The sequence below is a fragment of the Streptomyces sp. NPDC042346 genome, assembly GCF_055581845.1.
In genome coordinates, this window is the sequence record NZ_JBVJEH010000001.1 from 1,205,825 (window position 1) to 1,227,071 (window position 21,247).

The 21,247-nt window shown below is 74.6% G+C and carries 12 protein-coding genes; 9 read left to right on the plus strand and 3 right to left on the minus strand.

All coding sequences use genetic code 11. The features are described 5' to 3' along the window. Window positions 1-145: 145 nt before the first annotated feature. The 5 genes from ACZ6K0_RS05785 (at window position 146) to moeZ (ending at window position 6,422) form a co-directional block, all read left to right on the plus strand. Window positions 146-1,792, plus strand: coding sequence for a glycosyltransferase (locus ACZ6K0_RS05785; protein WP_469228019.1), 1,647 nt, complete (start codon window positions 146-148; stop codon window positions 1,790-1,792). Window positions 1,793-1,805: 13 nt separating this feature from the next. Further along, window positions 1,806-3,344 carry a hypothetical protein gene (locus tag ACZ6K0_RS05790; protein WP_469227722.1) on the plus strand — a complete coding sequence of 513 codons (1,539 nt, stop codon included), beginning with the start codon at window positions 1,806-1,808 and terminating at the stop codon, window positions 3,342-3,344. Between the two features lie 130 nt (window positions 3,345-3,474). Then, on the plus strand, window positions 3,475-4,446 hold the full coding sequence (locus ACZ6K0_RS05795; protein ID WP_376400467.1) for an NAD-dependent epimerase/dehydratase family protein: 972 nt from the start codon (window positions 3,475-3,477) through the stop codon (window positions 4,444-4,446). Continuing rightward, entirely contained in the window at window positions 4,434-5,180 is a 747-nt protein-coding gene (locus tag ACZ6K0_RS05800; RefSeq protein WP_469227721.1) for a spherulation-specific family 4 protein, read from the plus strand. Before ACZ6K0_RS05795 ends, ACZ6K0_RS05800 begins: the two co-directional genes overlap by 13 nt. Before the next feature lie 63 nt (window positions 5,181-5,243). Then, window positions 5,244-6,422 carry an adenylyltransferase/sulfurtransferase MoeZ gene (gene moeZ / locus ACZ6K0_RS05805; protein ID WP_376400461.1) on the plus strand — a complete coding sequence of 393 codons (1,179 nt, stop codon included), beginning with the start codon at window positions 5,244-5,246 and terminating at the stop codon, window positions 6,420-6,422. Window positions 6,423-6,475: 53 nt separating this feature from the next. Here moeZ and ACZ6K0_RS05810 read toward each other — a convergent pair whose 3' ends face one another. The 3 genes from ACZ6K0_RS05810 to ACZ6K0_RS05820 form a co-directional block, all read right to left on the minus strand. Beyond that, entirely contained in the window at window positions 6,476-8,053 is a 1,578-nt protein-coding gene (locus ACZ6K0_RS05810; RefSeq protein ID WP_469227718.1) for an alpha/beta hydrolase, read from the minus strand. 71 nt (window positions 8,054-8,124) lie between these two features. Continuing rightward, window positions 8,125-9,699 (minus strand): alpha/beta hydrolase, encoded by a 1,575-nt coding sequence (locus ACZ6K0_RS05815; protein ID WP_376400455.1) that lies wholly within the window; start codon window positions 9,697-9,699, stop codon window positions 8,125-8,127. A gap of 155 nt (window positions 9,700-9,854) precedes the next feature. Beyond that, window positions 9,855-12,509, minus strand: a complete 2,655-nt coding sequence (locus tag ACZ6K0_RS05820; protein WP_376400452.1) for a flippase-like domain-containing protein — start codon at window positions 12,507-12,509, stop codon at window positions 9,855-9,857. A 204-nt stretch (window positions 12,510-12,713) separates the two neighbouring features. Here ACZ6K0_RS05820 and ACZ6K0_RS05825 point away from each other — a divergent pair, with 204 nt between their 5' ends. The 4 genes from ACZ6K0_RS05825 (at window position 12,714) to ACZ6K0_RS05840 (ending at window position 21,237) form a co-directional block, all read left to right on the plus strand. Further along, window positions 12,714-13,079 (plus strand): MGMT family protein, encoded by a 366-nt coding sequence (locus tag ACZ6K0_RS05825; RefSeq protein ID WP_376400449.1) that lies wholly within the window; start codon window positions 12,714-12,716, stop codon window positions 13,077-13,079. A gap of 191 nt (window positions 13,080-13,270) precedes the next feature. Next, complete coding sequence (locus ACZ6K0_RS05830; protein WP_469227714.1) at window positions 13,271-16,771, plus strand: ATP-dependent helicase; 3,501 nt, start codon at window positions 13,271-13,273, stop codon at window positions 16,769-16,771. A gap of 108 nt (window positions 16,772-16,879) precedes the next feature. After that, entirely contained in the window at window positions 16,880-17,740 is an 861-nt protein-coding gene (locus ACZ6K0_RS05835; protein WP_469227711.1) for a hypothetical protein, read from the plus strand. A gap of 71 nt (window positions 17,741-17,811) precedes the next feature. Continuing rightward, entirely contained in the window at window positions 17,812-21,237 is a 3,426-nt protein-coding gene (locus ACZ6K0_RS05840) for a UvrD-helicase domain-containing protein (RefSeq protein WP_469227709.1), read from the plus strand. Window positions 21,238-21,247 lie beyond the last annotated feature (10 nt).

Genomic DNA, 21,247 nt, shown 5'->3' on the forward strand with positions numbered 1-21,247 from the left:
GGTGGGAAAGTTACGTGCATTCACCCCTTCCGGTGGTGCGACGGACAACCGTCCGTCGCACCACCGACATCTCCGCTTACGTTCTTCCCGCTGCGAGTCGCCGGACCAACGGTGGCCGTCGTCAAGGGAGATCGGGGGTGTGCACGTGCGGATCGGACTGCTCACGGAGGGTGGCTACCCGTACGCCACCGGTGAATCCGGACTCTGGTGCGAACGGCTCGTACACGGGCTCGGGCAGCACCAGTTCGACCTCTACGCCCTCGGCCCCACCGGCACCCCGCCGCCCCTGCCCCCGAACGCCCGGACCGTCCACACCGGGGACGTGAGCGGCCCCGGCGCCGACACCGCCCCGGGGAGCCGGATCGAGCGGGCCGCCTTCGGCGACGACCGGGCCTCCCGCCGCGCCTACGGACGGCGCGAGCGCCGCCGCTTCACCGAGGCCTTCCACGCCCTCGCCACCGGCCTCTGCGCCGAACACGACGAGACCTCCTTCGCCACCGGGCTCTACGCCCTCGCCGACCTCGCCCGCGAGCGCGGCGGACTGCCCGGCGCGCTCCGCTCCGACGACGCCGTCCGCGGCCTCGAAGCCGCCTGCCGCGCCCCCGGCGCCCGCCGGACCGCGGCCGCGGCCGGGCTCCCCGACCACCTCGCCTTCGCCGACCGGCTGGAGCGCGCCCTGCGCCCGCTCTCCCTCGACTGGTACACGGAGGAGGCCCTCGGCGCCGTCGACCTCTGCCACGCCACCGCCGCCGGCACGGCCGCCCTCCCCGGCCTCCTGGCCAAACGCTTCTTCGGCACTCCGCTCCTCGTCACCGAGTACGGTGCCCAGCTCCGCGCCCACTACCTCTCGCCCGCCGTCGCCGGACACTCCGCCCCGCTGCGCGCCCTCCTCGCCGCCCTCCAGGGCCGCCTCGCCGCCGAGACCTACGGGCAGGCCGCGCTCCTCACCCCCGGCAACGCCCACACCCGCCGCTGGCAGGAGAAGTGCGGCGCGGACCGCGCCCGGATCCGCACCGTCCACCCCGGCCTGCCCGCCGACCGCTTCGCCGAGGTCGGCGAGGACGAGGAGAGCGGCGACCCGGCCACCGTCGTCTGGGTCGGCCGCGCCGAACCCGCCAAGGACCTCGTCGCCCTGCTGCACGCCTTCGCCGACCTCCGGGCCCGGCAGCCCGACGTGCGGCTGCGGATCGTCGCCGTGCCGACCGGCGAGCCCGCCGCCGACGCGTACCTCGCGCACTGCAAGGGCTTCGCCGCCCAGCTCTTCCCCGACGAGGCCGCGGGGGCGCACGCCGTCGGCGAGAACCCCGTCACCTTCGAGGAGCTCGGCGGACCCGAGGCGCCCACCCTGGAGGACACCTACGCCTCCGCCGCCGTCGTCGTCCTCTCCAGCGTCGTCGAGGGCTTCCCGACCAGCCTCGTCGAGGCGATGTTCTGCGCCCGCGCCACCGTGTCGACCGACGTCGGCGCGGTCGTCGAGGTCATCGGCGGCACCGGCCTCGTCGTCCCGCCGCGCAACCCGCGCGCGCTCGCCGACGCGTGCCTCGCGCTCCTCCGGGACCCCGAGCGCCGCCACCGGCTGGGCGCCGCGGCCCGCGCCCGCGCGCTCGAACTCTTCACCGTCGAACAGAACCTCGCCGCGTTCCGCGGTATCTACCTGGAGCTTCTCTCCCACGCGCCGGTGCGCCACCGCCCCGGGGACGGCGTGCCCTTCGCCCACCCGGCCGAGGCCCACGTGCCGGGCAGCTGGACGCACCAGGCCGTGACCGCGGGCACAGGAGCCCCCGATGCCTGAAGGAGGCACCCCCATGCGCGGCACCGCCGCCCCCACGAGCCCCGGAGCCTGGGACGCCCGCTCCGAAGCCCTCCTCGGCGCCCCGGCCCTGACCCCGGCCGACGCCGGCACCCTCGACCTCCGCGCCCCCGAGGACCCGCTGGACGCCCTGGACGCCGCACCGTCCGGGATAGCCCCGGCCCCCGAGGCCCCACCGGCCGACCCGCCGGCCGACCGCCCGGCCGACGAGGACGTCGAACCGTCGGCCTCCGAGGACGTCGACCCGCCCGCGTACGAGGACGTCGACCCGCCCGCGTACGGAGGCGTCGACCGTCCCGACGCCCCGGAGCGCGGTCTCGCCTGGAGGGCGGCGGCCGCGGAGGAGCCCGCCTCGGCGGAGGGGCCGACCCCGGCAGCCGGGCCCGGCGCCGCGGCCTTCGCGCCGACCGAGGCCTCCGTACCGGCCGAAGCCCCTGAGCGGACCGCGGCCGACGGGCCGGGTGCGCCGGCGCCCGCCCCCTCGGCCTCCACGCCCCGGCCTCGGCGCGGCACCGCCGACCCCGTCAAGGTGCTCATGCACCGGCACCGCGAGCTGTGCGAGCGCGCCGTCGACCCGCTGGAGATCGCCGCCGGGCTCGAAGCGCAGGGATTCACCGACCGGACCGCCGCCCGCTTCCGGCACCGGGACGTCTTCGCGCTCGCCGAGGAGCTCTACGTACGCGTGCCCCGCGGCACCGCGACGCCCCCGGCCCCGGCACCGGGCGAGCGGGTCCGCGCCCCCTGGGTGCTCGCCACCCTCGCGCCCGGCGCCGCCGCCGCGCTCGCCGGACTCGGCCTCACCCTCACCCACGGGTCCGCCCGCCTCGCCGTCGGCGCCGCCGGAGCCCTCGCGCTCACCGGGGCGCTCCTCCTCGCCGTCCGGCGCGGACCGCTCCGCGCCCCCGGCGGCCGGACCGTGGCCGCCGCCCGCCTCTGGACCCTCTGGCTCCTCGCGTACGCCGTCGCCGGCGACGGCCTCCTGACCCAGGTCCTCACGGGCGGCCCCGACGGGCCCTGGGCGCTCGCTCCCGGCCCCCTCCTGGCCCTCGCCCTCGCCGTCGCCCCCGCCGCCTGGGGCGCCCACCTCTTCGCGAGCCGGGCCCGCCGCCGGATCGCCGACAGCCGGGGACTCGCGGACTTCGCCGCCGGAGCCCGGCCCCTGCTCCTCGGCACCGTGACGCTCCAGCTCCTCGCCCTCACCGTCCTCCTGGCCCTCACCGGATTCAGCCCGGGGGCCCTCGCCCTCGGCGCGCTCCTGCTGTCGGCCCGGCTCCTCACCGTGCACGGCTTCCCCGAGACGGCCTCCGCCGCGCTCGCCGCTGCCTGTGCCGCCGAGGTCCTCGCCCTCGCGAGCGTCCTCGCCGCCCGCATCCCCGCCCCCGGCTTCGACGCGCTCGCCGCCCCCGTGCGCTCCCTCGTCGAGGCCGCGGGACCCGGGGCCGTACCCACCCTCGTCTGCGGCGCCGCCGCGCTCGGCCTGCTGGCCCACGCGACCGGCGCCCTCGCCCGGGCCTCGGCCCACGTAACCCCGTGAATCCCCCGCTCACCCGCGGAGCCGACGCCGCGGGCGTGCCCCACCACCTCTCTCATCACCCCGCAAGGAGACCCAAGACCATGACCCCTCACTCCCAAGGACCGGCCGGTCGGCACGTAGGGGCCGCACGATGAGGGTGCTTCTGCTCGGAGCCAACGGCTTCATCGGCCGCTTCGTCGCCGACCGGCTGCTCGCCGACCCGGCCGTCCACCTCACCGCCCTCGGCCGGGGCGACGACGCCGACGTCCGCTTCGACCTCGCCTCCGGCAGCCCGGGCGCGCTGACCCGCTTCCTCGACGCCGTCCACCCCGGGGTCGTCGTCAACTGCGCGGGCGCCACCCGCGGCGGCGCCCGCGAGCTGACCCGGCACAACACCATCGCCGTCGCCACCGTCTGCGAGGCCCTGCGCCGCAGCGGTTGCGGCGCCCGGCTCGTCCAGGTCGGCTGCGCCTCGGAGTACGGGCCGAGCCAGCCCGGCTCCTCCACGGCCGAGGACGCCGTACCCCGCCCCGGCGGCCCGTACGGGGTGTCGAAGCTGGCCGCGACCGAACTCGTCCTCGGCTCGGGCCTCGACGCCGTCGTCCTGCGGGTGTTCTCGCCCGTCGGCCCCGGCACCCCCGCCGGCTCCCCGCTCGGCCGCCTCGCCGAGGCGATGCGCCGCGCGATGCAGGCCGGGGACGGTGAGCTCAAGCTCAGCGGGCTCGGCGTGCAGCGGGACTTCGTCGACGTACGGGACGTGGCCAGGGCCGTCCACGCGGCCTCGCTCTCCGCCGCGCAGGGCGTCGTCAACATCGGCACCGGCCGCGCGGTCCGGCTCCGGGACGCCGCCGCCGTGCTCGCCCGGGTCGCCGGCTACACCGGCAACCTGCACGAGCTGGACGCCCCGCACGGCATGCAGCAGCGCCCGATGATCGGCGCCCCCCGCTCCGAGGGGACCATCGCCGACCAGCTGGCCTCCGCCCCCTACCCGTACCCCGACGGCTGCGGCCCCTGGCAGCAGGCCGACGTCAGGACCGCCCGCGACCGGCTCGGCTGGCGCCCCCGGATCAACCTGGAGGAGTCGCTCGCCGACATCTGGATGGAGGCGGCGTGTCGCATCTGACGACGACCGCGGCCACCGGGGCGGTCCAGGCGCTGGGGGTCGGCGTCCCCGGCTACGCCCACCCGCTGCTCGCCCCCGTCGAGTGGGCCGAGCTGACCCGCCCCGGGACCCCGCTGCACTGGGCCGTGCTCAATGTCGCGGACGGCCCGGGGAGCCGTCCCGACCCGCACTGTCTGGAGGCCGCGGGGAAGCTTCGCAACGCGGGGGTCCGGGTCCTCGGGCACCTGGACCTCGCCTACGGCTCCCGGCCCTTCGGGGAGCTGGTCTCGGAGGCCCACCGCTTCCTCGACTGGTACAAGGCGGACGGCTTCTACCTGGACCGCTGCCCCTCGGACCGGGCCGACCTGCCCGGCACGCGGCGGCTCACGGCGACCCTGGAGGCCGTCCTCGGCGGCGAGGCGCACCTCGTCCTCGGGCACGGCACCCACCCCCATCCGGGATACGCGGAGACCGCCGACCAGCTGGTCACCTTCTCCGGCGCCTGGTCGGAGTACCGCTGGTCACAGGTGGCGGAGTGGACCGCCGACTACGCGGAGGCGAAGTTCGTCCACCTCGTGCACGGGGTCCCGCGCACACACCTCGACGAGGCGCTGCGGGTCGCCCGCTGGCAGGGGGCCGGGACGATCTTCTTCACCGACCGGACCGGGGCGGCGGGACAAAGTACGCCATTCCACTCGCTGCCCGGCTACTGGGACGAAATCGTCTCGCGGATCGGACCGGGTGTCTCGGAATGAGAAGGGGCGTGGCAGTGTTACGGGGAGAACAACCGTACTGACATACCGACAACCGGAGTCCCCGTGTCGCTGCCACCCCTGGTCGAGCCGGCTGCCGAGCTCACCGTAGACGAGGTCCGCAGGTACTCCCGCCACCTGATCATCCCGGACGTCGGGATGGACGGGCAGAAGCGGCTGAAGAACGCCAAGGTGCTGTGTGTCGGCGCCGGTGGCCTCGGCTCGCCGGCGCTGATGTACCTGGCCGCCGCCGGCGTGGGCACGCTCGGCATCGTGGAGTTCGACGAGGTCGACGAGTCGAACCTCCAGCGCCAGATCATCCACAGCCAGGCCGACATCGGCCGGTCCAAGGCCGCGTCGGCCCGCGACAGCGTGCTCGGCATCAACCCGTACGTGAACGTGATCCTCCACGAAGAGCGGCTCGAAGCCGAGAACGTGATGGACATCTTCAGCCAGTACGACCTGATCGTCGACGGCACCGACAACTTCGCCACGCGCTACCTGGTGAACGACGCCTGCGTGCTGCTGAACAAGCCGTACGTCTGGGGTTCGATCTACCGCTTCGACGGCCAGGCCTCGGTCTTCTGGTCCGAGTACGGCCCCTGCTACCGCTGCCTCTACCCGGAGCCCCCGCCGCCGGGCATGGTCCCGTCCTGCGCCGAGGGCGGCGTCCTGGGCGTGCTCTGCGCGTCCATCGGCTCCATCCAGGTCACCGAGGCCATCAAGGTCCTCGCCGGTGTGGGCGACCCGCTGGTCGGCCGCCTGATGATCTACGACGCCCTGGAGATGCAGTACCGCCAGGTGAAGGTCCGCAAGGACCCGAACTGCGCGGTCTGCGGCGAGAACCCCACCGTCACCGAGCTCATCGACTACGAGGCCTTCTGCGGCGTCGTGTCCGAGGAGGCCCAGGAGGCGGCGCTCGGCTCGACGATCACTCCCAAGCAGCTCAAGGAGTGGATCGACGACGGCGAGAACATCGACATCATCGATGTCCGGGAGGTCAACGAGTACGAGATCGTCTCGATCCCCGGCGCCCGCCTGATCCCGAAGGGCGAGTTCCTGATGGGCACCGCCCTCCAGGACCTCCCGCAGGACAAGCGCATCGTCCTGCACTGCAAGACGGGTGTCCGCAGCGCCGAGGTCCTCGCGGTGCTCAAGTCGGCGGGCTTCGCGGACGCGGTGCACGTCGGCGGCGGCGTGATCGGCTGGGTCCACCAGATCGAGCCCGAGAAGCCGGTCTACTAGGCCACACCGGAAGGGCCCGGACCTCGTCACGAGGTCCGGGCCCTTCCGTGCGTTCACCCGCAGGTCGTGCCGTACTTCGGGACCGTGCCCTTCAGGAAGTACGCGTCGACCGTCTTCGTCACGCAGGGCGAGGTGCCGTAGGCGCCGTGGCCCTCGCCCTTGTTCGTGACCAGGACGCCGACGCCGTCCCCGAGCTCCTTCGCCATCTTCTCCGCGCCCTCGTACGGGGTCGCCGGGTCGCCGGTCGTGCCGACGACCAGGATCGGAGCCGCGCCCGGGGCGCTCGCCTCCGGCGTCGCCCGCTCGCCCTTCACCGGCCATTCCGCGCACCAGCCGGCCGTGTCCCAGGCGAGGAACGCCCCGAAGACGGGGGACAGCCCGCGGAACTCGGGGATCAGCGCCTTCGCCTGCGCGGCGGTCGGCCGCTCGCTGGAGTCGGCGCAGGAGATCGCCCGCTGGGAGTGCGACTGGGTGGAGTAGTGGCCCTTCGCGTCCCGGTCGTTGTAGTAGTCGGCGAGTTCGAGCAGGGTGCCGCCGCGGCCCTGCTCGGCGTCGGCCAGGGCCTGGGTGAGCAGCGGCCAGTTGGACTGCCCGTACAGGGTGACCGCGATGCCCGTGAGCGCGAGGCTCTCGGTCAGCCGGCGGTCGCCGACGGTCAGCGGCTCGCGGTCCAGCTTCCGCAGCAGGCGCGTGATCCGCGCCGTCCCCGTCTTCGGGTCCTCGCCGGTGCTCTTCAGGTAGTTGTCCAGGGCCCGCTGGAAGCCGATCGTCTGGTGGCGGGCGTGCCCGGCGGTGTCGGCGGTCGGGTCGACGACCGCGTCGAGGACGAGCCGGCCGACGTTCGCCGGGAAGAGGTGGGCGTACGTGCCGCCGAGCTGCGTCCCGTACGAGATGCCGAAGTAGTGGAGCTTGTCGTCCCCGAGGACCTGCCGGACCAGGTCCAGGTCGCGGGCGGTGGCGGTGGTCGTGGTGTAGGGGAGGACGGTGGCCGAGCGGCGGGCGCAGCCGGCGCCGAAGGCGGTGCTGTCCTTCAGGTACGCGGCCTCCTCGGCGGCCGTGTCCGGGGTGAGGTCCACCGAGGCCTCCGCGGCGGCCTGTTCGGCGTCGTCCCGGCAGACCACGCCGGCGCTGCCGCCCACGCCGCGGGGGTCGAAGCCGACCAGGTCGTAGCGCTCGCCGAGCTTCGCGTACTCGGCGGCCGCCTGCGGCAGGATGTCGACGCCCGAGGCGCCGGGGCCGCCGAAGTTGAAGAGGAGCGAGCCGATCCGGCCGCCCTTGTCGGTGGCCTCCTTGCGGATCAGCGCGACGGGGATCGTGGCGCCGTCGGGCTTCGCGTGGTCGAGCGGCACCTTCACCGTCGCGCAGCGCCACTCGGGGCCGGGCCGCTGCCCGCTCTCCGGGGCCGCGCAGCGCTTCCAGTCGGGCCGCTGGCCGGTGAGGGAGGCGGGGAGCGGGGCGGCCGCCGACGGCTTGGCGTTGTCGGTGGTCGGCGGCGGGGTGGCGCTCCCGGTGGGGCTGCCGGTGGCCGTGGACGGGGGAGCCGTGGCCCCGGCTCCGCTCCCGCCGCTCGTGCAGCCCGCGACGAGCAGCCCGGTGACGGCGAGCACCGTCATGCGTACACGTATGGACATGTGTTCCCCCAGGATCCCGGCAAGGCGGCCATCCTAGGGGGCGTCACCTGCCGACGCCGCCCGGAGGCGGGTCACTTGCAGACGGTCCCGGAGGCCGGCTGCTTGCCGTTCAGGAGGTACGCGTCCACGGCCTTCTTCACGCACGCGTTGCCGCTGTTGTAGGCGCCGTGGCCCTCGCCCTCGTACGTCACTTCGATGCCGACGCCCTTGCCGAGCGCGTTCACCATCGCGCGCGTGCCCTCGTACGGCGTGGCCGGGTCCCCGGTGGTGCCGACGACCAGGATCGGGGCCGAACCGGGCGCGGAGACGTCCGGGTGGTCCCAGGCGCCCGGCACCGGCCACTGCGAGCAGCTCGCCAGCGCCCAGCCCATGAAGTCGCCGAAGACGGGGGAGGCCTCGCGGAACTGGCCGAGCCGCTCCTTCGCCTGGCCGAGGGTGTAGCGCTCCTTGAAGTCGACGCAGTTGATGGCGGCGTTGGCGGCCTGGATGTTGCTGTAGCTGCCGGTCTCGGAGCGTCCGTTCATCGAGTCGGAGAGCGAGAGGAGCAGGGCGCCGTCGCCGCCGTCGGCCGCGTCGAGCCCCTGCTCCAGGTAGGGCCAGTAGTCCTTGGAGTACAGGGTCTGCGCGATGCCGTTGGTGGCCTGCGTCTGGGTGAGCTCGCGGTCGCCGATGCCCGGGATCGGCTGCTTGTCGAGCGAGGCCAGCAGGTCGGTGATGAAGGACTCGACCTCGGCGACGCTCGAACCGGGCAGGGTGCACTCGTCGCCGCGGTCCACGCAGTCCTGGGCGAAGTTGTCCAGGGCGAGCTGGAAGCCCTTCGCCTGGCCGAGGGCGCCCTCCTCGACCCCCGCGTCGGGGTCGACGACGGCGTCCAGGACGGCCCGGCCGACGTTCTCCGGGAAGAGGTGGGCGTAGACGCCGCCGAGTTCGGTGCCGTACGAGATGCCGAAGTAGTGGAGCTTGTCGTCGCCGAGGACCTGGCGCATCAGGTCCATGTCCCGGGCGGCGTTCTCGGTGCCGACGTGGGGGAGGGCCGCGCCCGCGTCCTGCTCGCACCCGGCCGCGTACTTCTTCTGCGCGTCCGACAGGGTCCGCTCCTCGGCCGCGTCGTCGGGCGTGAAGTCCAGGGCGTAGTACGCGTCGAGCTCCTTGTCGGTGGCGCACTCGACGGGGTCGCTGCGGCCCACCCCGCGCGGGTCGAAGGAGACGAGGTCGTAGCGGGAGCGGAGGGACTCGTACTCGTTGGCGAAGCCCGGCAGGCCGGTGATGCCGGAGCCGCCGGGCCCGCCGAAGTTGAAGAGGAGCGAGCCGATGCGGTTGCCGCTGTCGCGGGCCTTGGCCCGGATGAGGGCCAGCTCGATGGTCTCGCCCTCCGGCTTCGCCCAGTCCAGCGGTGTCTGGAGGAAGGAGCACTCCCAGGCGGTGCCGCCGGGGAGCGGGGAGGGCGCGGCCCCGCCGCCCTCGGCGGCGGACGGCGCCGTGCAGGGGGCCCAGGCCAGCTTCTGCTCCGTCAGCGCCGAGAACCCGGCCGAGCCGGACGGCTTCGTCGTCGCGGCCGTGTCGTCCGCGCCGTCCGAGCACCCGGCGGCGAGCAGCACGGTCGTGGCGGTGATCAGGGCGGCGCGCTGGGCGGCGGAGATCGGCATAGGCCCATGGTGGGCCGCGGCCCGGACCTCCGCGCGGGGCGGAGGTCCGGACGGGTGGCGGGCCTCTTCGCCACAGGCCGCGACGAGGCCCGTGGCTGCGGCCTGCGCTGAGGCCTGCGCTGCGGCCGTCGCTGCGGCCTGCGTTGCGGACTCGGCTACAGCGCTCCGCGTTTCGTCAGCCAGTTGAAGCAGATCCAGCCGGGCAGCACCGGGAGCCACAGGGTCAGCAGGCGGTACAGCAGCACCGCCGGGGTGGCGACCTCGATGGGGAGACCGACGGCGACCAGACCGGCGATGAGCGCGCCCTCGACCGCGCCGACACCGCCCGGGGTCGGCGCCGCCGAACCGAGCGCGTTGCCCGCGAGGAAGACGACGGCCACGCTCGCGTAGCTGACCGTGTGGTTGCCGTGGCCGAAGGCCCGGATCGACGCGTCCAGGCAGAACACGAACGCGCCGGTCAGGAGCAGCATCCCGCTGATGCCGGTCAGCAGCTTCATCGGCCGCTGGAGCACGTCCAGCATGCGCGGCACCACACCGGCGAAGAGCGACCGCAGCCGCGTCGACACGAACTTGCGCATGAACGGGATGGCGGTCACCACCAGGACGATCACCGCGACCGTCAGCAGCCCGGCGATGACCGTCCTCGACGGGCTGAACGACTGCGTCTTCTCCGTCCCCGTCAGATAGCCGAAGAGGAGCAGGAGCAGGATGTGCGCCCCGAGCCCGAAGAGCTGCGAGGCGCCGACGCTCGCCACCGCGAGCCCCGGCCGTACACCGGAGCGCTGGAGGAAGCGGGTGTTCAGGGCGACGCCGCCGACCGCCGCGGGCGCGACGATCTTCACGAACGAGCCGGCGACCTGCGCCACCACCGTCCGCCAGAACCCGACGCGCTCCGGGACGAAGCCCAGCAGGCTCATCGCCGCCGCCAGGTAGCTGAGCGCCGAGAAGACGAACGCCGCCGCCACCCACCGCCAGTCCGCCTCGCTGACCGTCGACAGCGGCGTACTGGCGATCTGCGACAGCAGGAAGTACGCGGCGACCGCGCCCGCGATCATGCTGACCAGGGTCCGCGGCTTGATCCGCTCCAGGCGGACCGGCTCCACCGGCGCCTGCGGGCGGATCAGCAGCACCTGCTGCCGGATCTGGGCCAGCAGGTCCTCGTCGCGGGCCTCGTCGAGCGCCGTGTCGAGGGCCTTCTTCTCGGCCTTCCGCTCGGCCTTCTTCTCGGCCTTCGTCTCGGACCGTACGACGGTGGTGTCCGCCGTCCTGTCCGCCGCGGCCTCGGCCTTCGCCAGCTCCCGCTCGTGCTTGGCCGCCTCGGAGGCCGCGAGCACGGCCTCGCGCTCGCGCTGCGACCGCTCCCGGGCCAGCCTCCGCAGCGTCGCGCGCGTGGAGCGGCTCAGCGCGATCGGCTGGAGCAGCGGCATGCAGTCGGCGACGCTGTCCGGGCCGAGGACCTCCACGGCCGCCGCGACCGCCCGCTCCGCCCCGACCCGCAGGCCGAGGGTGGTGAGCAGCTGCGCGATGTCCATCCGCAGGATCAGGTCCCCGGCCGCGATCTCGCCGCCCCGCAGGTCGGTCAGGATCACCCTGCCGGAACGATCCACCAGAATCGCGTCGCCCGCGAGCCTGCGGTGGGCGATCCGGCGCGACTGGAGCGCCCGCACCTGCCGCCAGGCACCGCGTACCAGCTCGTCGGTGATCTCCTTGTCGTCGAGCGAGTCCAGGCTCCGGCCGCCGATGTGCTCGTACACGAGCATCACGGCGTCCGGTCCGAGCTCCGAGGTGGCGATCAGCTTCGGCGCGTTCGCCCCGGCGGCGATCGCCGCGTAGGCGAGGAGCGCCTCCTGCTCCAGGGCCTGGCGCAGCGAGACGATCGACCGGCGGGTGGTGATCGTCCGCAGCGTGATCCGCCGCCACATCCGGTAGAAGAAGCCGTGGGCCTGCTGCTCGCGGTCGACGACGGTGACGTCGAGCGGCGCGCCCTCCTCCAGGGTCACGATGTACCGGCGGCCCCGGTCGCCGATGTCCGACGCGTCCGGCACGCCCTCGGCGCGCAGCGCCGTCACGGGGCGGAAGCCGACCCTTCGCAGGCCGGCGAGGAGGGTCTGGCCGGTGGGCCGGACGTTCGGCGAGCCGACGGCGTACAGCGTGCCGTAGGCCACGGTCCAGCCGATCAGCACGGTCAGGATGATCGAGAGCGCCGTGGTGTAGCCGGCCACCAGCATCGTGAACGCGTCGAGCAGCAGCACCGCCCAGAGCGACACCCGCCAGCGGGGTCGGCGGGCCATGCCGACGGCCGTCATGTACGCGATGACCGGGGCGAGGTAGTTGTGCACCGGGTCGGTGAGCCCGCCGCCGGACTGCGGCTGCGTCAGCGCGTCCTGGATCGTGCCGGGCGCCGCCTGGGCGACCCAGAGATCGGTGGCGAGCGTCACGCCGTGCGCGAGGACGGCGGCGAGGACGCCGTCGGCGATGCGCAGCCCGTCCCGTTTGATCAGCCGTTCGATGGCGAAGGCGACCGGGACCAGCAGGACGGCGATGGAGGAGACGAGACCGGCGATCTTGACGAAGACGTCGGGTGCGCCGACGGCCCCCTTGTTGATGTCCTCTTCGAGGCCCGACGTCGTGGCGTGCGCGAAGGCGGCGATGGCGATGACGAGACCGATGGCGAGGAGACCGGCGAGCAGCCGCATCAGGTCGGAGGGCCGGTGGACACGGGCCGCGAGCAGGGGTTCGTCCCCCGAGACCCGCTCCGGCACGTCGGCCTCACCCTCCTCGGGAGGCTGCGTGTCCTGCCCCATCACCATGTCCGTCTCTGCATGCGCGTCGTGTCGTTCCTGCTGTCGCTGTCGCTGTCGGTCTCGTACGTGCTCGTGGTCCTGCGTTCGTTCTCGTTCTTGTTCTTGTATGTGTCGCTCTTGATCTCGTATCACCAGTCACCGCCCGGACGATGGTGGCATGAAGAGCCGCCGCGCGGAGGCATCAGGGCCATGTCGGTGGGGTGAGGCAGGATGGGGCGGATGAGCCTGGAGGAACCCGTGGGGGAGACCGGAGAACTGCCCGAGTACGCGGAGCGGGTGCTCGACGTCGCCGACGGGATCCCGCCCGGCCGGGTGATGACCTATGGCGACGTGGCCGAATGGCTGGGCGAGGGAGGGCCGCGTCAGGTCGGCCGCGTCATGGCCCTGTACGGCGGGACGGCGCCGTGGTGGCGGGTGGTCCGCGCGGACGGGACGCTGCTTCCCGGGCACGAGCTGCGGGCCCTCGGCCACTACCGCGAGGAGGGCACCCCGCTGCGCGAGGCGGGCCCGGCGGCCGAGGGACACGTCCCGAGGATCGACATGCGACGGGCGCGCTGGGACGGAACTCACATCTGAGCTCCTCGGGGGTGCCCCGGAGCGGACGCGGTACGGAGTACGGCGTCGGATCCGGCACGGAGGGCGGTCCGGAGTACGGCTCGGCGGCGGTCCGATTCGCGTAACGTCGACGTTCGCGTCTTCCGCGGCGACGGCCGCCGCGCACGGCCGCCTCACCCGCACCACCACATCCCCCAGGACCGGCGAACCACGTGAGCTCCTCCTCCACCACCCGGCACACGCCGCACCAGGGACAGCCGTACCCGGGTCCGGGCCGGCAGCGGACCCCGGGCGCGTACCGACTGGTGCGTACCGCGCCGGCCCCGCTGGATCCCCCTCAGCTGGACGCAGCCCAGCGGGAAGTGGTTGACCACACCGGCGGACCCCTTCTCGTCCTCGCCGGACCGGGCACGGGAAAGACGACGACCCTGGTCGAGTCGGTCGCGGCCCGCATGGAGCGGGGCGCCGACCCCGAGCGCCTCCTCGTCCTCACCTTCAGCCGCAAGGCCGCCGTCGAACTCCGCGACCGCATGGCCACCCGCCTCGGCGGCCGCCGCCCGCCGCAGGCGACGACCTTCCACTCGTACTGCTACGCCCTGATCCGCGCCCACCAGGACGCCGAGCTCTTCGCCGAACCGCTGCGGCTGCTCTCGGGACCCGAGCAGGACCTCGCCGTGCGCGAGCTGCTCGCCGGCCAGATCGACCTGGAGAAGGCGGGCCTCGGGCAGGTCGGCTGGCCCGACGAACTGCGCGCCTGCCTCACCACCCGCGGCTTCGCCGACGAGGTGCGCGCGGTCCTCGCGCGCTCGCGCGAGCTGGGCCTCGGCCCGGACGCCCTCGCCCGCTTCGCCGAGCGGGTCGGGCGCCCGGACTGGAAGGCGGCGGCCGGCTTCCTCGCCGAGTACCTCGACGTCCTCGACCTCCAGGGCGTCCTCGACTACACGGAGCTCGTCCACCGGGCCGTCCTGCTCGCCGGGAGCGTCACGCTGCCCGCGTACGACGCGGTGTACGTCGACGAGTACCAGGACACCGACCCGGCACAGGTCCGGCTCCTGCACGCCCTCACGGGCGAATCGACAGGGGCCGCCCGAAGGGCGTCCGTGAGGGGCGATGGTCGGGCGACGGGCGGGAGCACGGTCGTCGCCTTCGGCGACCCGGACCAGTCCATCTACGCCTTCCGGGGCGCCGACGTGAACGGCATCCTCGACTTCCCGGACGCGTTCGGCGGCAACGACGTGCGGGTCCTGCGCACCTCGCGCCGCGCGGGCGCGGAGCTGCTCGGGGCGACCCGGCTGCTCACCCAGCGGATGCCGCTGACCCGGCTCCCCTCCGACAAGGTCCGGGCACACCGGGAGCTCGCGGCGGCACGGGACGGCGGCCGGGCGGAGGCGTACACGTACCCCACGGCCTCGGCGGAGGCGGAGAACATCGCCGACCTGCTGCGCCGGGCGCACCTGGAGGACGGCGTCCCCTGGCAGGACATGGCCGTCCTCACCCGCGCCGCCGCCTCCCTCCCGTCCCTGCGCCGCGCCCTCACGTCGGCGGGCGTCCCGGTCGAAACGGACGCCGCGGACACCCCCCTCCGCCACGAACCGGCGGTCGCCCCCCTGCTCCTCGCACTCCGAGCGGTTTCACGACCGACGGCCCCGGCCGTGAACGAGACGGCGCCTTTGCCGGACCCGGTTGTGGGCATGCGTTCCGCCGGGGCGGAACGGGTGGGCACAACCACCCACGCTGCCGCACTGTCGGCGCCCCGCTTGGACCCCACGCCCGATGGCCCTGCCGCGCACAAGGCCGCCGAAGGCCCCGGGCCGGCCGAGGCCCAGACGCCGACCGCCGGCTGGCTCACCGTCGAGACCGCGCTCGAACTCCTCGCCTCCCCCCTCGCCGGCGTCGACCCCGCCGACCTGCGCCGGCTCGGCCGCGCCCTGCGCGACGAGGAGCGGGCCGGCGGCAACAAGGTCCCGCCCCCCTCCGACGTCCTGCTCGCCCGCGCGCTCGCCGAGCCCGAGCGGCTCGTCGCCCACGACCCCTCGTACGCCCGCGGCGCCCGCCGCCTCGGCGAGCTCCTCCGCGAGACCCGCACCCTCCTCGCCGCCGGCGGCACCGCCGAGGAGGCCCTCTGGGTGCTCTGGAACGGCACCCCCTGGCCCGGGCGCCTGGAGCGCTCCGCCCTGCGCGGCGGCCCCGCCGGGCGGAACGCCGACCGGGACCTCGACGCCGTCTGCGCCCTGTTCGAGACCGCCGCCCGCGCCGAGGAGCGCGTCGGCGGCCGCGGTGTCCTCAACTTCCTCGAAGAGCTCGACGCCCAGGACATCGCCGCCGACACCCTCACCCGACGCCACACCCGCCCCGACGCCGTCCGCCTGATGACCGCCCACCGTTCCAAGGGCCTCGAATGGCGTTTCGTCGTCGTCGCCGGCGTCCAGGAGGGCCTCTGGCCGGACCTGCGCCGCCGCGGCTCCCTCCTCGAAGCCGACCGGATCGGCCGCGACGGCCTCGCCGAGCCGCTCACCCCGGGCGCCCTCCTCGCCGAGGAGCGCCGCCTGTTCTACGTCGCCGCCACCCGCGCCCGCGACCGCCTCGTCGTCACCGCCGTGAAGGCTCCGGCGGAGGACGGCGACCAGCCCTCCCGTTTCCTCACCGAGTTCGGTGTCGAGCCGAAGGAGGTGCCGGGCCGCCCGCGCCGCCCCCTCGCCGTCTCCGCCCTGGTCGCCGAGCTCCGGGCGACGACCGTCGACCCGGCCGCCTCGCCCGCGCTCCGCGACGCCGCCGCCCACCGCCTCGCCTCCCTCGCCGCGCTCACCGACGAGGACGGCCAGGCGCTGGTGCCCGCCGCGCACCCGGACCGCTGGTGGGGCCTGTTCGAGCCGACGCACAGCGCGGTGCCGCTGCGCGACCGCGACCAGCCCGTCTCCCTCTCGCCGAGCGCCCTGGAGAACCTCGCCACGACCTGCTCCCTCCAGTGGTTCCTGGGCCGGGAGGTCAAGGCCGCGGCCCCCGCCACCGCCGCCCAGGGCTTCGGGAACGTCGTGCACGTCCTCGCCGACGAGGTCGCCTCCGGCCGCACCCCGGCCGACCTCGACGTCCTCATGGCCCGCCTGGACTCCGTCTGGGACGCCCTCGCCTTCGACGCCCCCTGGAAGTCGGCCCAGGAGAAGGCGCACGCGCGCGTGGCGCTCGAACGCTTCCTCCAGTGGCACGTCATGGACCGCGGCGGCCGTACCCCCGCCGCCTCCGAGCACGGCTTCGACGTGACCTTGGAGGCGGGGGAGTACGAGGTCCGCATCCGCGGCTCCATGGACCGCGTCGAGACCGACGAGCAGGGCCGCGCCTACGTCGTCGACTTCAAGACCGGCAAGTCGGCCCCCACCCGGGACGAGGTCGCCCACCACCCGCAGCTGGCCGTCTACCAGCTCGCGGTGCGGGAGGGCGCTCTCGACGAGGTCTTCGACGGGCACCGGCCGGAGCCGGGCGGCGCCGAGCTCGTACAGCTGCGGCAGGCCGCCCCGAAGAAGGAGGGCGGGGACGCGCTTCCGAAGGTCCAGGCCCAGGGACCGCCGGACGGGGAGTGGGTCGGCGACCTGCTCGCCACCGCCGCCGGCCGCGTCCTCGACGAGCGCTTCGCCCCCACCACCGGCCAGCACTGCGCGAACTGCGCCTTCCGTGCCTCGTGCAGCGCCCAGCCGGAGGGCCGCCAGATCGTCGAATGACCCTCCCGTACCCGCCCCGGCCGGGCCGCTCGCCCGGTCCGGTCGCGGGCACGCGCGCGCGGGGCGACCCTGGTGGACAGGGATGGGGGAATCCGCGAGGAGGCTCGCATGGCGTCCCACCGAAAGCTCCGCGCCGCGGCCGTCGTCTGTGCCGCCGTCGCCGTCGCGGGTCCCGCACCGGCGGTGGCCCGGGCGGCGCCACCGGCAGCGGTCCCGGCAGCGGTCGGGGCCCCCGCTCCCGCCCCCTCCCCGGATCCCTTCGCGAACCTCACCCCCGACGAGATCGCCGACCGGGCGGTCACCGCCACCCAGTCCGCGACCTCGCTCCGCATGACGGGCCGGGTCACCGCCGACGGGGAGCCCCTCGACATCGACTTCGCGGTCAACGACCGCCAGGAGTGCACCGGCGCGATGAGGATCGGCGGCGGCACCGCCGAGCTGCGCCGCGTCGACGACATCACGTACATGAAGGGCGACGAGGCCTTCTGGCGGGTCTCCATGGCCTCCCAGGGCATGCCCGAGCCACAGATCGACGCCACGATCGAGCTCATCAAGGGCCGCTGGCTGAAGATCGCCCCGGGGCAGGCGGGCAGCGGCGACCTCGGCGGCGTCTGCGACCTGAAGGGGCTCCTCGCCGACCTCGACGAGGACGCGGAGCAGCGCAGCGGCCTGGTGCGGGGACCCGACGGCGAGCTGGACGGCACGCCCGTGGCGACGCTGGTGAAGAAGAAGACGGGCGGGGAGACGACCGGAGGGGAGACGCCGGGCGGGGAGACGCCCAGGCCGGAGACGACCACCGTCTCCGTCTCCGAGGAGGGCAAGCCCTACATCCTCAAGATGGTCAAGACGGGCGGCGACGAACCCGGCTCCATGGTGCTCTCGGACTACGACAAGCCGGTCAAGGTGGTCGTCCCGCCCGCCGACGAGACGGTGGACCTGTCCAAGCTGGACCAGGGCACGCCCGCGTGACGGGGGTGCGGGAGGCCCGGTGAGCACCGGGCCGGGCCGCACTGTCGGTCGGTCGCGTTAGCCTCTTTGAGGTGACCGCACACCTCACCGACCCCGAGCAGCTCAAGGAGCTCCTCGGCATCCCGTTCACCCCGGAGCAGACGGCCTGCATCACCGCGCCGCTCGCCCCGCAGGTCGTCGTGGCCGGAGCCGGCTCCGGCAAGACGACGGTGATGGCCGCCCGTGTGGTCTGGCTGGTCGGCACGGGCCAGGTCGCCCCCGAGCAGGTCCTCGGCCTCACCTTCACCAACAAGGCCGCGGGCGAACTCGCCGAGCGCGTCCGCACCGCCCTCGTCCGCGCCGGGGTCACCGACCCCGACGTCATCGATCCCGACGAGCCCCCGGGCGAGCCCCGCATCTCCACGTACCACGCCTTCGCCGGGCAGCTCCTCACCGACCACGGCCTCCGCATCGGCCTGGAGCCCACCTCCCGGCTCCTCGCCGACGCCACCCGCTACCAGCTCGCCGCGCGCGTGCTGCGCGAGGCCCCCGGCCCGTACCCGGCACTGACCAAGTCCTTCCCGACCCTCGTCACCGACCTCCTCGCCCTCGACGGCGAGCTCGCCGAGCACCTCGTACGGCCCCGGGACCTCACGGCGTACGACTCCGAGCTCCTCACCGCCCTCGCCGACGCCAAGCTCAGCAACGCCGAACTGCGCAAGATCCCCGAGGCCACCGCCGCCCGCCGCGAGCTCCTCGACCTCGTCGTCCGCTACCGCGCCGCCAAGCGCTCCCGCGACCTGCTCGACTTCGGCGACCAGATCGCCCTCTCCGCCGAGCTAGCCACCACCCGGCCCGAGGTCGGCGGCCTGCTCCGCGAGGAGTTCCGGGTCGTCCTCCTCGACGAGTACCAGGACACCTCCGTCGCCCAGCGGCTGCTGCTCTCCGGCCTCTTCGGCCAGGGCACCGGACACGCCGTGACCGCCGTCGGCGACCCCTGCCAGGCCATCTACGGCTGGCGGGGCGCCTCCGTCGCCAACCTGGACGACTTCCCCGAGCACTTCCCGGGCGCCGACGGCAGCCCCGCGAGCCGCTACTCCCTCTCCGAGAACCGGCGCAGCGGCGGCCGCCTCCTCGACCTCGCCAACCGCCTCGCCGCCCCCCTCCGTGCCATGCACGCGGGCGTGGAGGCACTGCGCCCCGCGCCGGGCGCGGAGCAGGACGGCAGCGTCCGCATCGCCCTGCTGCCCACCCACGCCGAGGAGATCGACTGGCTGGCCGACTCCCTCGCCCACCTCGTCCGCACCGGCCGCGAGCCCGGCGAGATCGCCGTCCTGTGCCGGACCGCGACCGACTTCCCCGCGATCCACGCCGCCCTCGTCGCCCGGGACGTGCCCGTCGAGGTCGTCGGCCTCTCCGGCCTCCTCCACCTGCCCGAGATCGCCGACCTCGTCGCCGTCTGCGAGGTCCTCCAGGACCCGGGGGCCAACGCCTCCCTGGTCCGCCTCCTCACCGGCCCCCGCTGGCGGATCGGCCCCCGCGACCTGGCCCTCCTCGGCCGCCGGGCCCGGCTGCTCGTCCACCGGGGCGGCGACGACCCGGACCCCGAGCAGCGGCTCGCCGCCGCAGTCGAGGGCGTCGACCCGGCGGAGGTGATCTCGCTCGCCGACGCGCTCGACACCTTCCTGGACTCCGGCGGCGCCGGCGACGACGGCCTGCCCTTCTCCGCCGAGGCCAGGGTCCGCTTCGCGCGCCTCGCCGCCGAGCTGCGCGCCCTGCGCACCTCGCTCGCCGACCCGCTCATGGACGTGCTGCACCGGATCCTCACCGCGACCGGCCTGGAGGTCGAGCTCTCGGCCTCCCCGCACGCGCTGGCCGCCCGCCGCCGCGAGACCCTGTCGAACTTCCTGGACGTCGCCGCGGGCTTCGCCTCCCTCGACGGCGAGGCGAGCCTCCTCGCCTTCCTCGGCTTCCTGCGCACGGCCGTCCAGTTCGAGAAGGGCCTCGACAACGCCCTCCCGGGCGGCGAGAACACGGTGAAGGTCCTCACCGCCCACAAGTCCAAGGGCCTGGAGTGGGACGTCGTCGCCGTCCCCGGCCTGGTCGCCGGCGCCTTCCCGAGCGCCCGCGCGCGCGAGGCGTGGACCTCCCAGCCGCAGGTCCTCCCGCACGCCCTGCGCGGCGACGCGGACACGCTGCCGGGGATCGACACGTGGGACGCCAAGTCCCTCACGTCCTTCAAGAACGCCATGCGGGACCACCAGCACACGGAAGAGCTCCGCCTCGGCTACGTCACCTTCACCCGCCCCCGCTCCCTCCTCCTCGGCTCGGCCCACTGGTGGGGACCGTCCCAGAAGAAGCCCCGGGGCCCCTCGGACTTCCTCCAGGCCCTGTACGACCACTGCGAGGCCGGCCACGGCGACATCGAATCCTGGGCGGAAACCCCGGAGGAGGACGCGGAGAACCCGTCCCTGACGGAGAACACGAAGGACCAGGCCTGGCCGCTACCGCTGGACGCCGAGGCACTGACCCGCCGTAGGCAGGCGGCGGAGCAGGTGACCGCCGCGCTGCGGGCCATCGTTCCGCAGGACTGGGGGCACCTCCCGGGCGAAGCTCCGGGGGAGGGTGGGCACAGCCCCACCAGCGCAGCGCCCGACCTCCAGGACCCGCACCCCGAGGACCTCTGGCCGGACGACGAGGAACCCGTCTGGGACGAGGAGACCCTCCCCGAGGACACCCACACCGACGCGGTCCCGGCACCAAGGGACCCGGAGCGCACCACGGAGCGCACCCCGGAGCGCACCCTCACTCCCGAGGAGCTCCGCACCATCGCTTCCTGGGACCGCGACCTCACCGCCCTCACCACCGAACTCCGCCGCGCCCGCGCCACCACCCGCGACGTCCTCCTCCCCCCGTACCTCTCCGCCTCCCAGGTCCTCCGCCTCGCCGCCGACCCCGACGGCTTCGCCCAGGACCTGGCCCGCCCCATGCCCAAGCCGCCGCAGCCCGCGGCCCGCCGGGGCACCCGCTTCCACGCGTGGGTGGAGTCCCGCTTCGAGGAGCTGCCGCTGCCGTTCCTCGGCCCGGAGGACCTCCCCGGCGGCGAGGACTTCGCGGGCGAGCCCGAGATCCTCGACGAGCGGGACCTCGACACCCTCAAGGAGGCCTTCGCCCGCACCCCGTACGCCCACCGCTCCCCGTACCGCGTCGAGGTCCCCGTCCACCTCACCCTCGGGGGCCGGGTCGTCCGGGGCCGGATCGACGCCGTCTACCGGGACCCGGACACCGGCGCGTACGAGATCGTCGACTGGAAGACCAGCCACCACCGGACCGCCGACCCCCTCCAGCTCGCGATCTACCGGCTCGCCTGGGCCGAGCAGCACGGCCTCGCGCCCGAGGACGTCGCGGCCGCCTTCGTCTACGTCCGTACGGGTGAGGTCGCCCGGCCCGCCCGCCTGCCCGGCCGTGCCGAGCTGGAGGCCATCCTGCTGGGCGGGGCACCCCCCGGCGCCGGATAGGCTCGGAGGC

Coding starts and splice junctions, on each gene's coding strand:
- ACZ6K0_RS05815 (WP_376400455.1), bottom strand. CDS start 9,699: ATGCCGATCTCCGCCGCCCAGCGCGCCGCCCTGATCACCGCCACGACC.
- ACZ6K0_RS05835 (WP_469227711.1), top strand. CDS start 16,880: ATGGCGTCCCACCGAAAGCTCCGCGCCGCGGCCGTCGTCTGTGCCGCC.
- ACZ6K0_RS05820 (WP_376400452.1), bottom strand. CDS start 12,509: ATGGTGATGGGGCAGGACACGCAGCCTCCCGAGGAGGGTGAGGCCGAC.
- ACZ6K0_RS05825 (WP_376400449.1), top strand. CDS start 12,714: ATGGGGCGGATGAGCCTGGAGGAACCCGTGGGGGAGACCGGAGAACTG.
- ACZ6K0_RS05810 (WP_469227718.1), bottom strand. CDS start 8,053: ATGTCCATACGTGTACGCATGACGGTGCTCGCCGTCACCGGGCTGCTC.
- ACZ6K0_RS05790 (WP_469227722.1), top strand. CDS start 1,806: ATGCGCGGCACCGCCGCCCCCACGAGCCCCGGAGCCTGGGACGCCCGC.
- ACZ6K0_RS05795 (WP_376400467.1), top strand. CDS start 3,475: ATGAGGGTGCTTCTGCTCGGAGCCAACGGCTTCATCGGCCGCTTCGTC.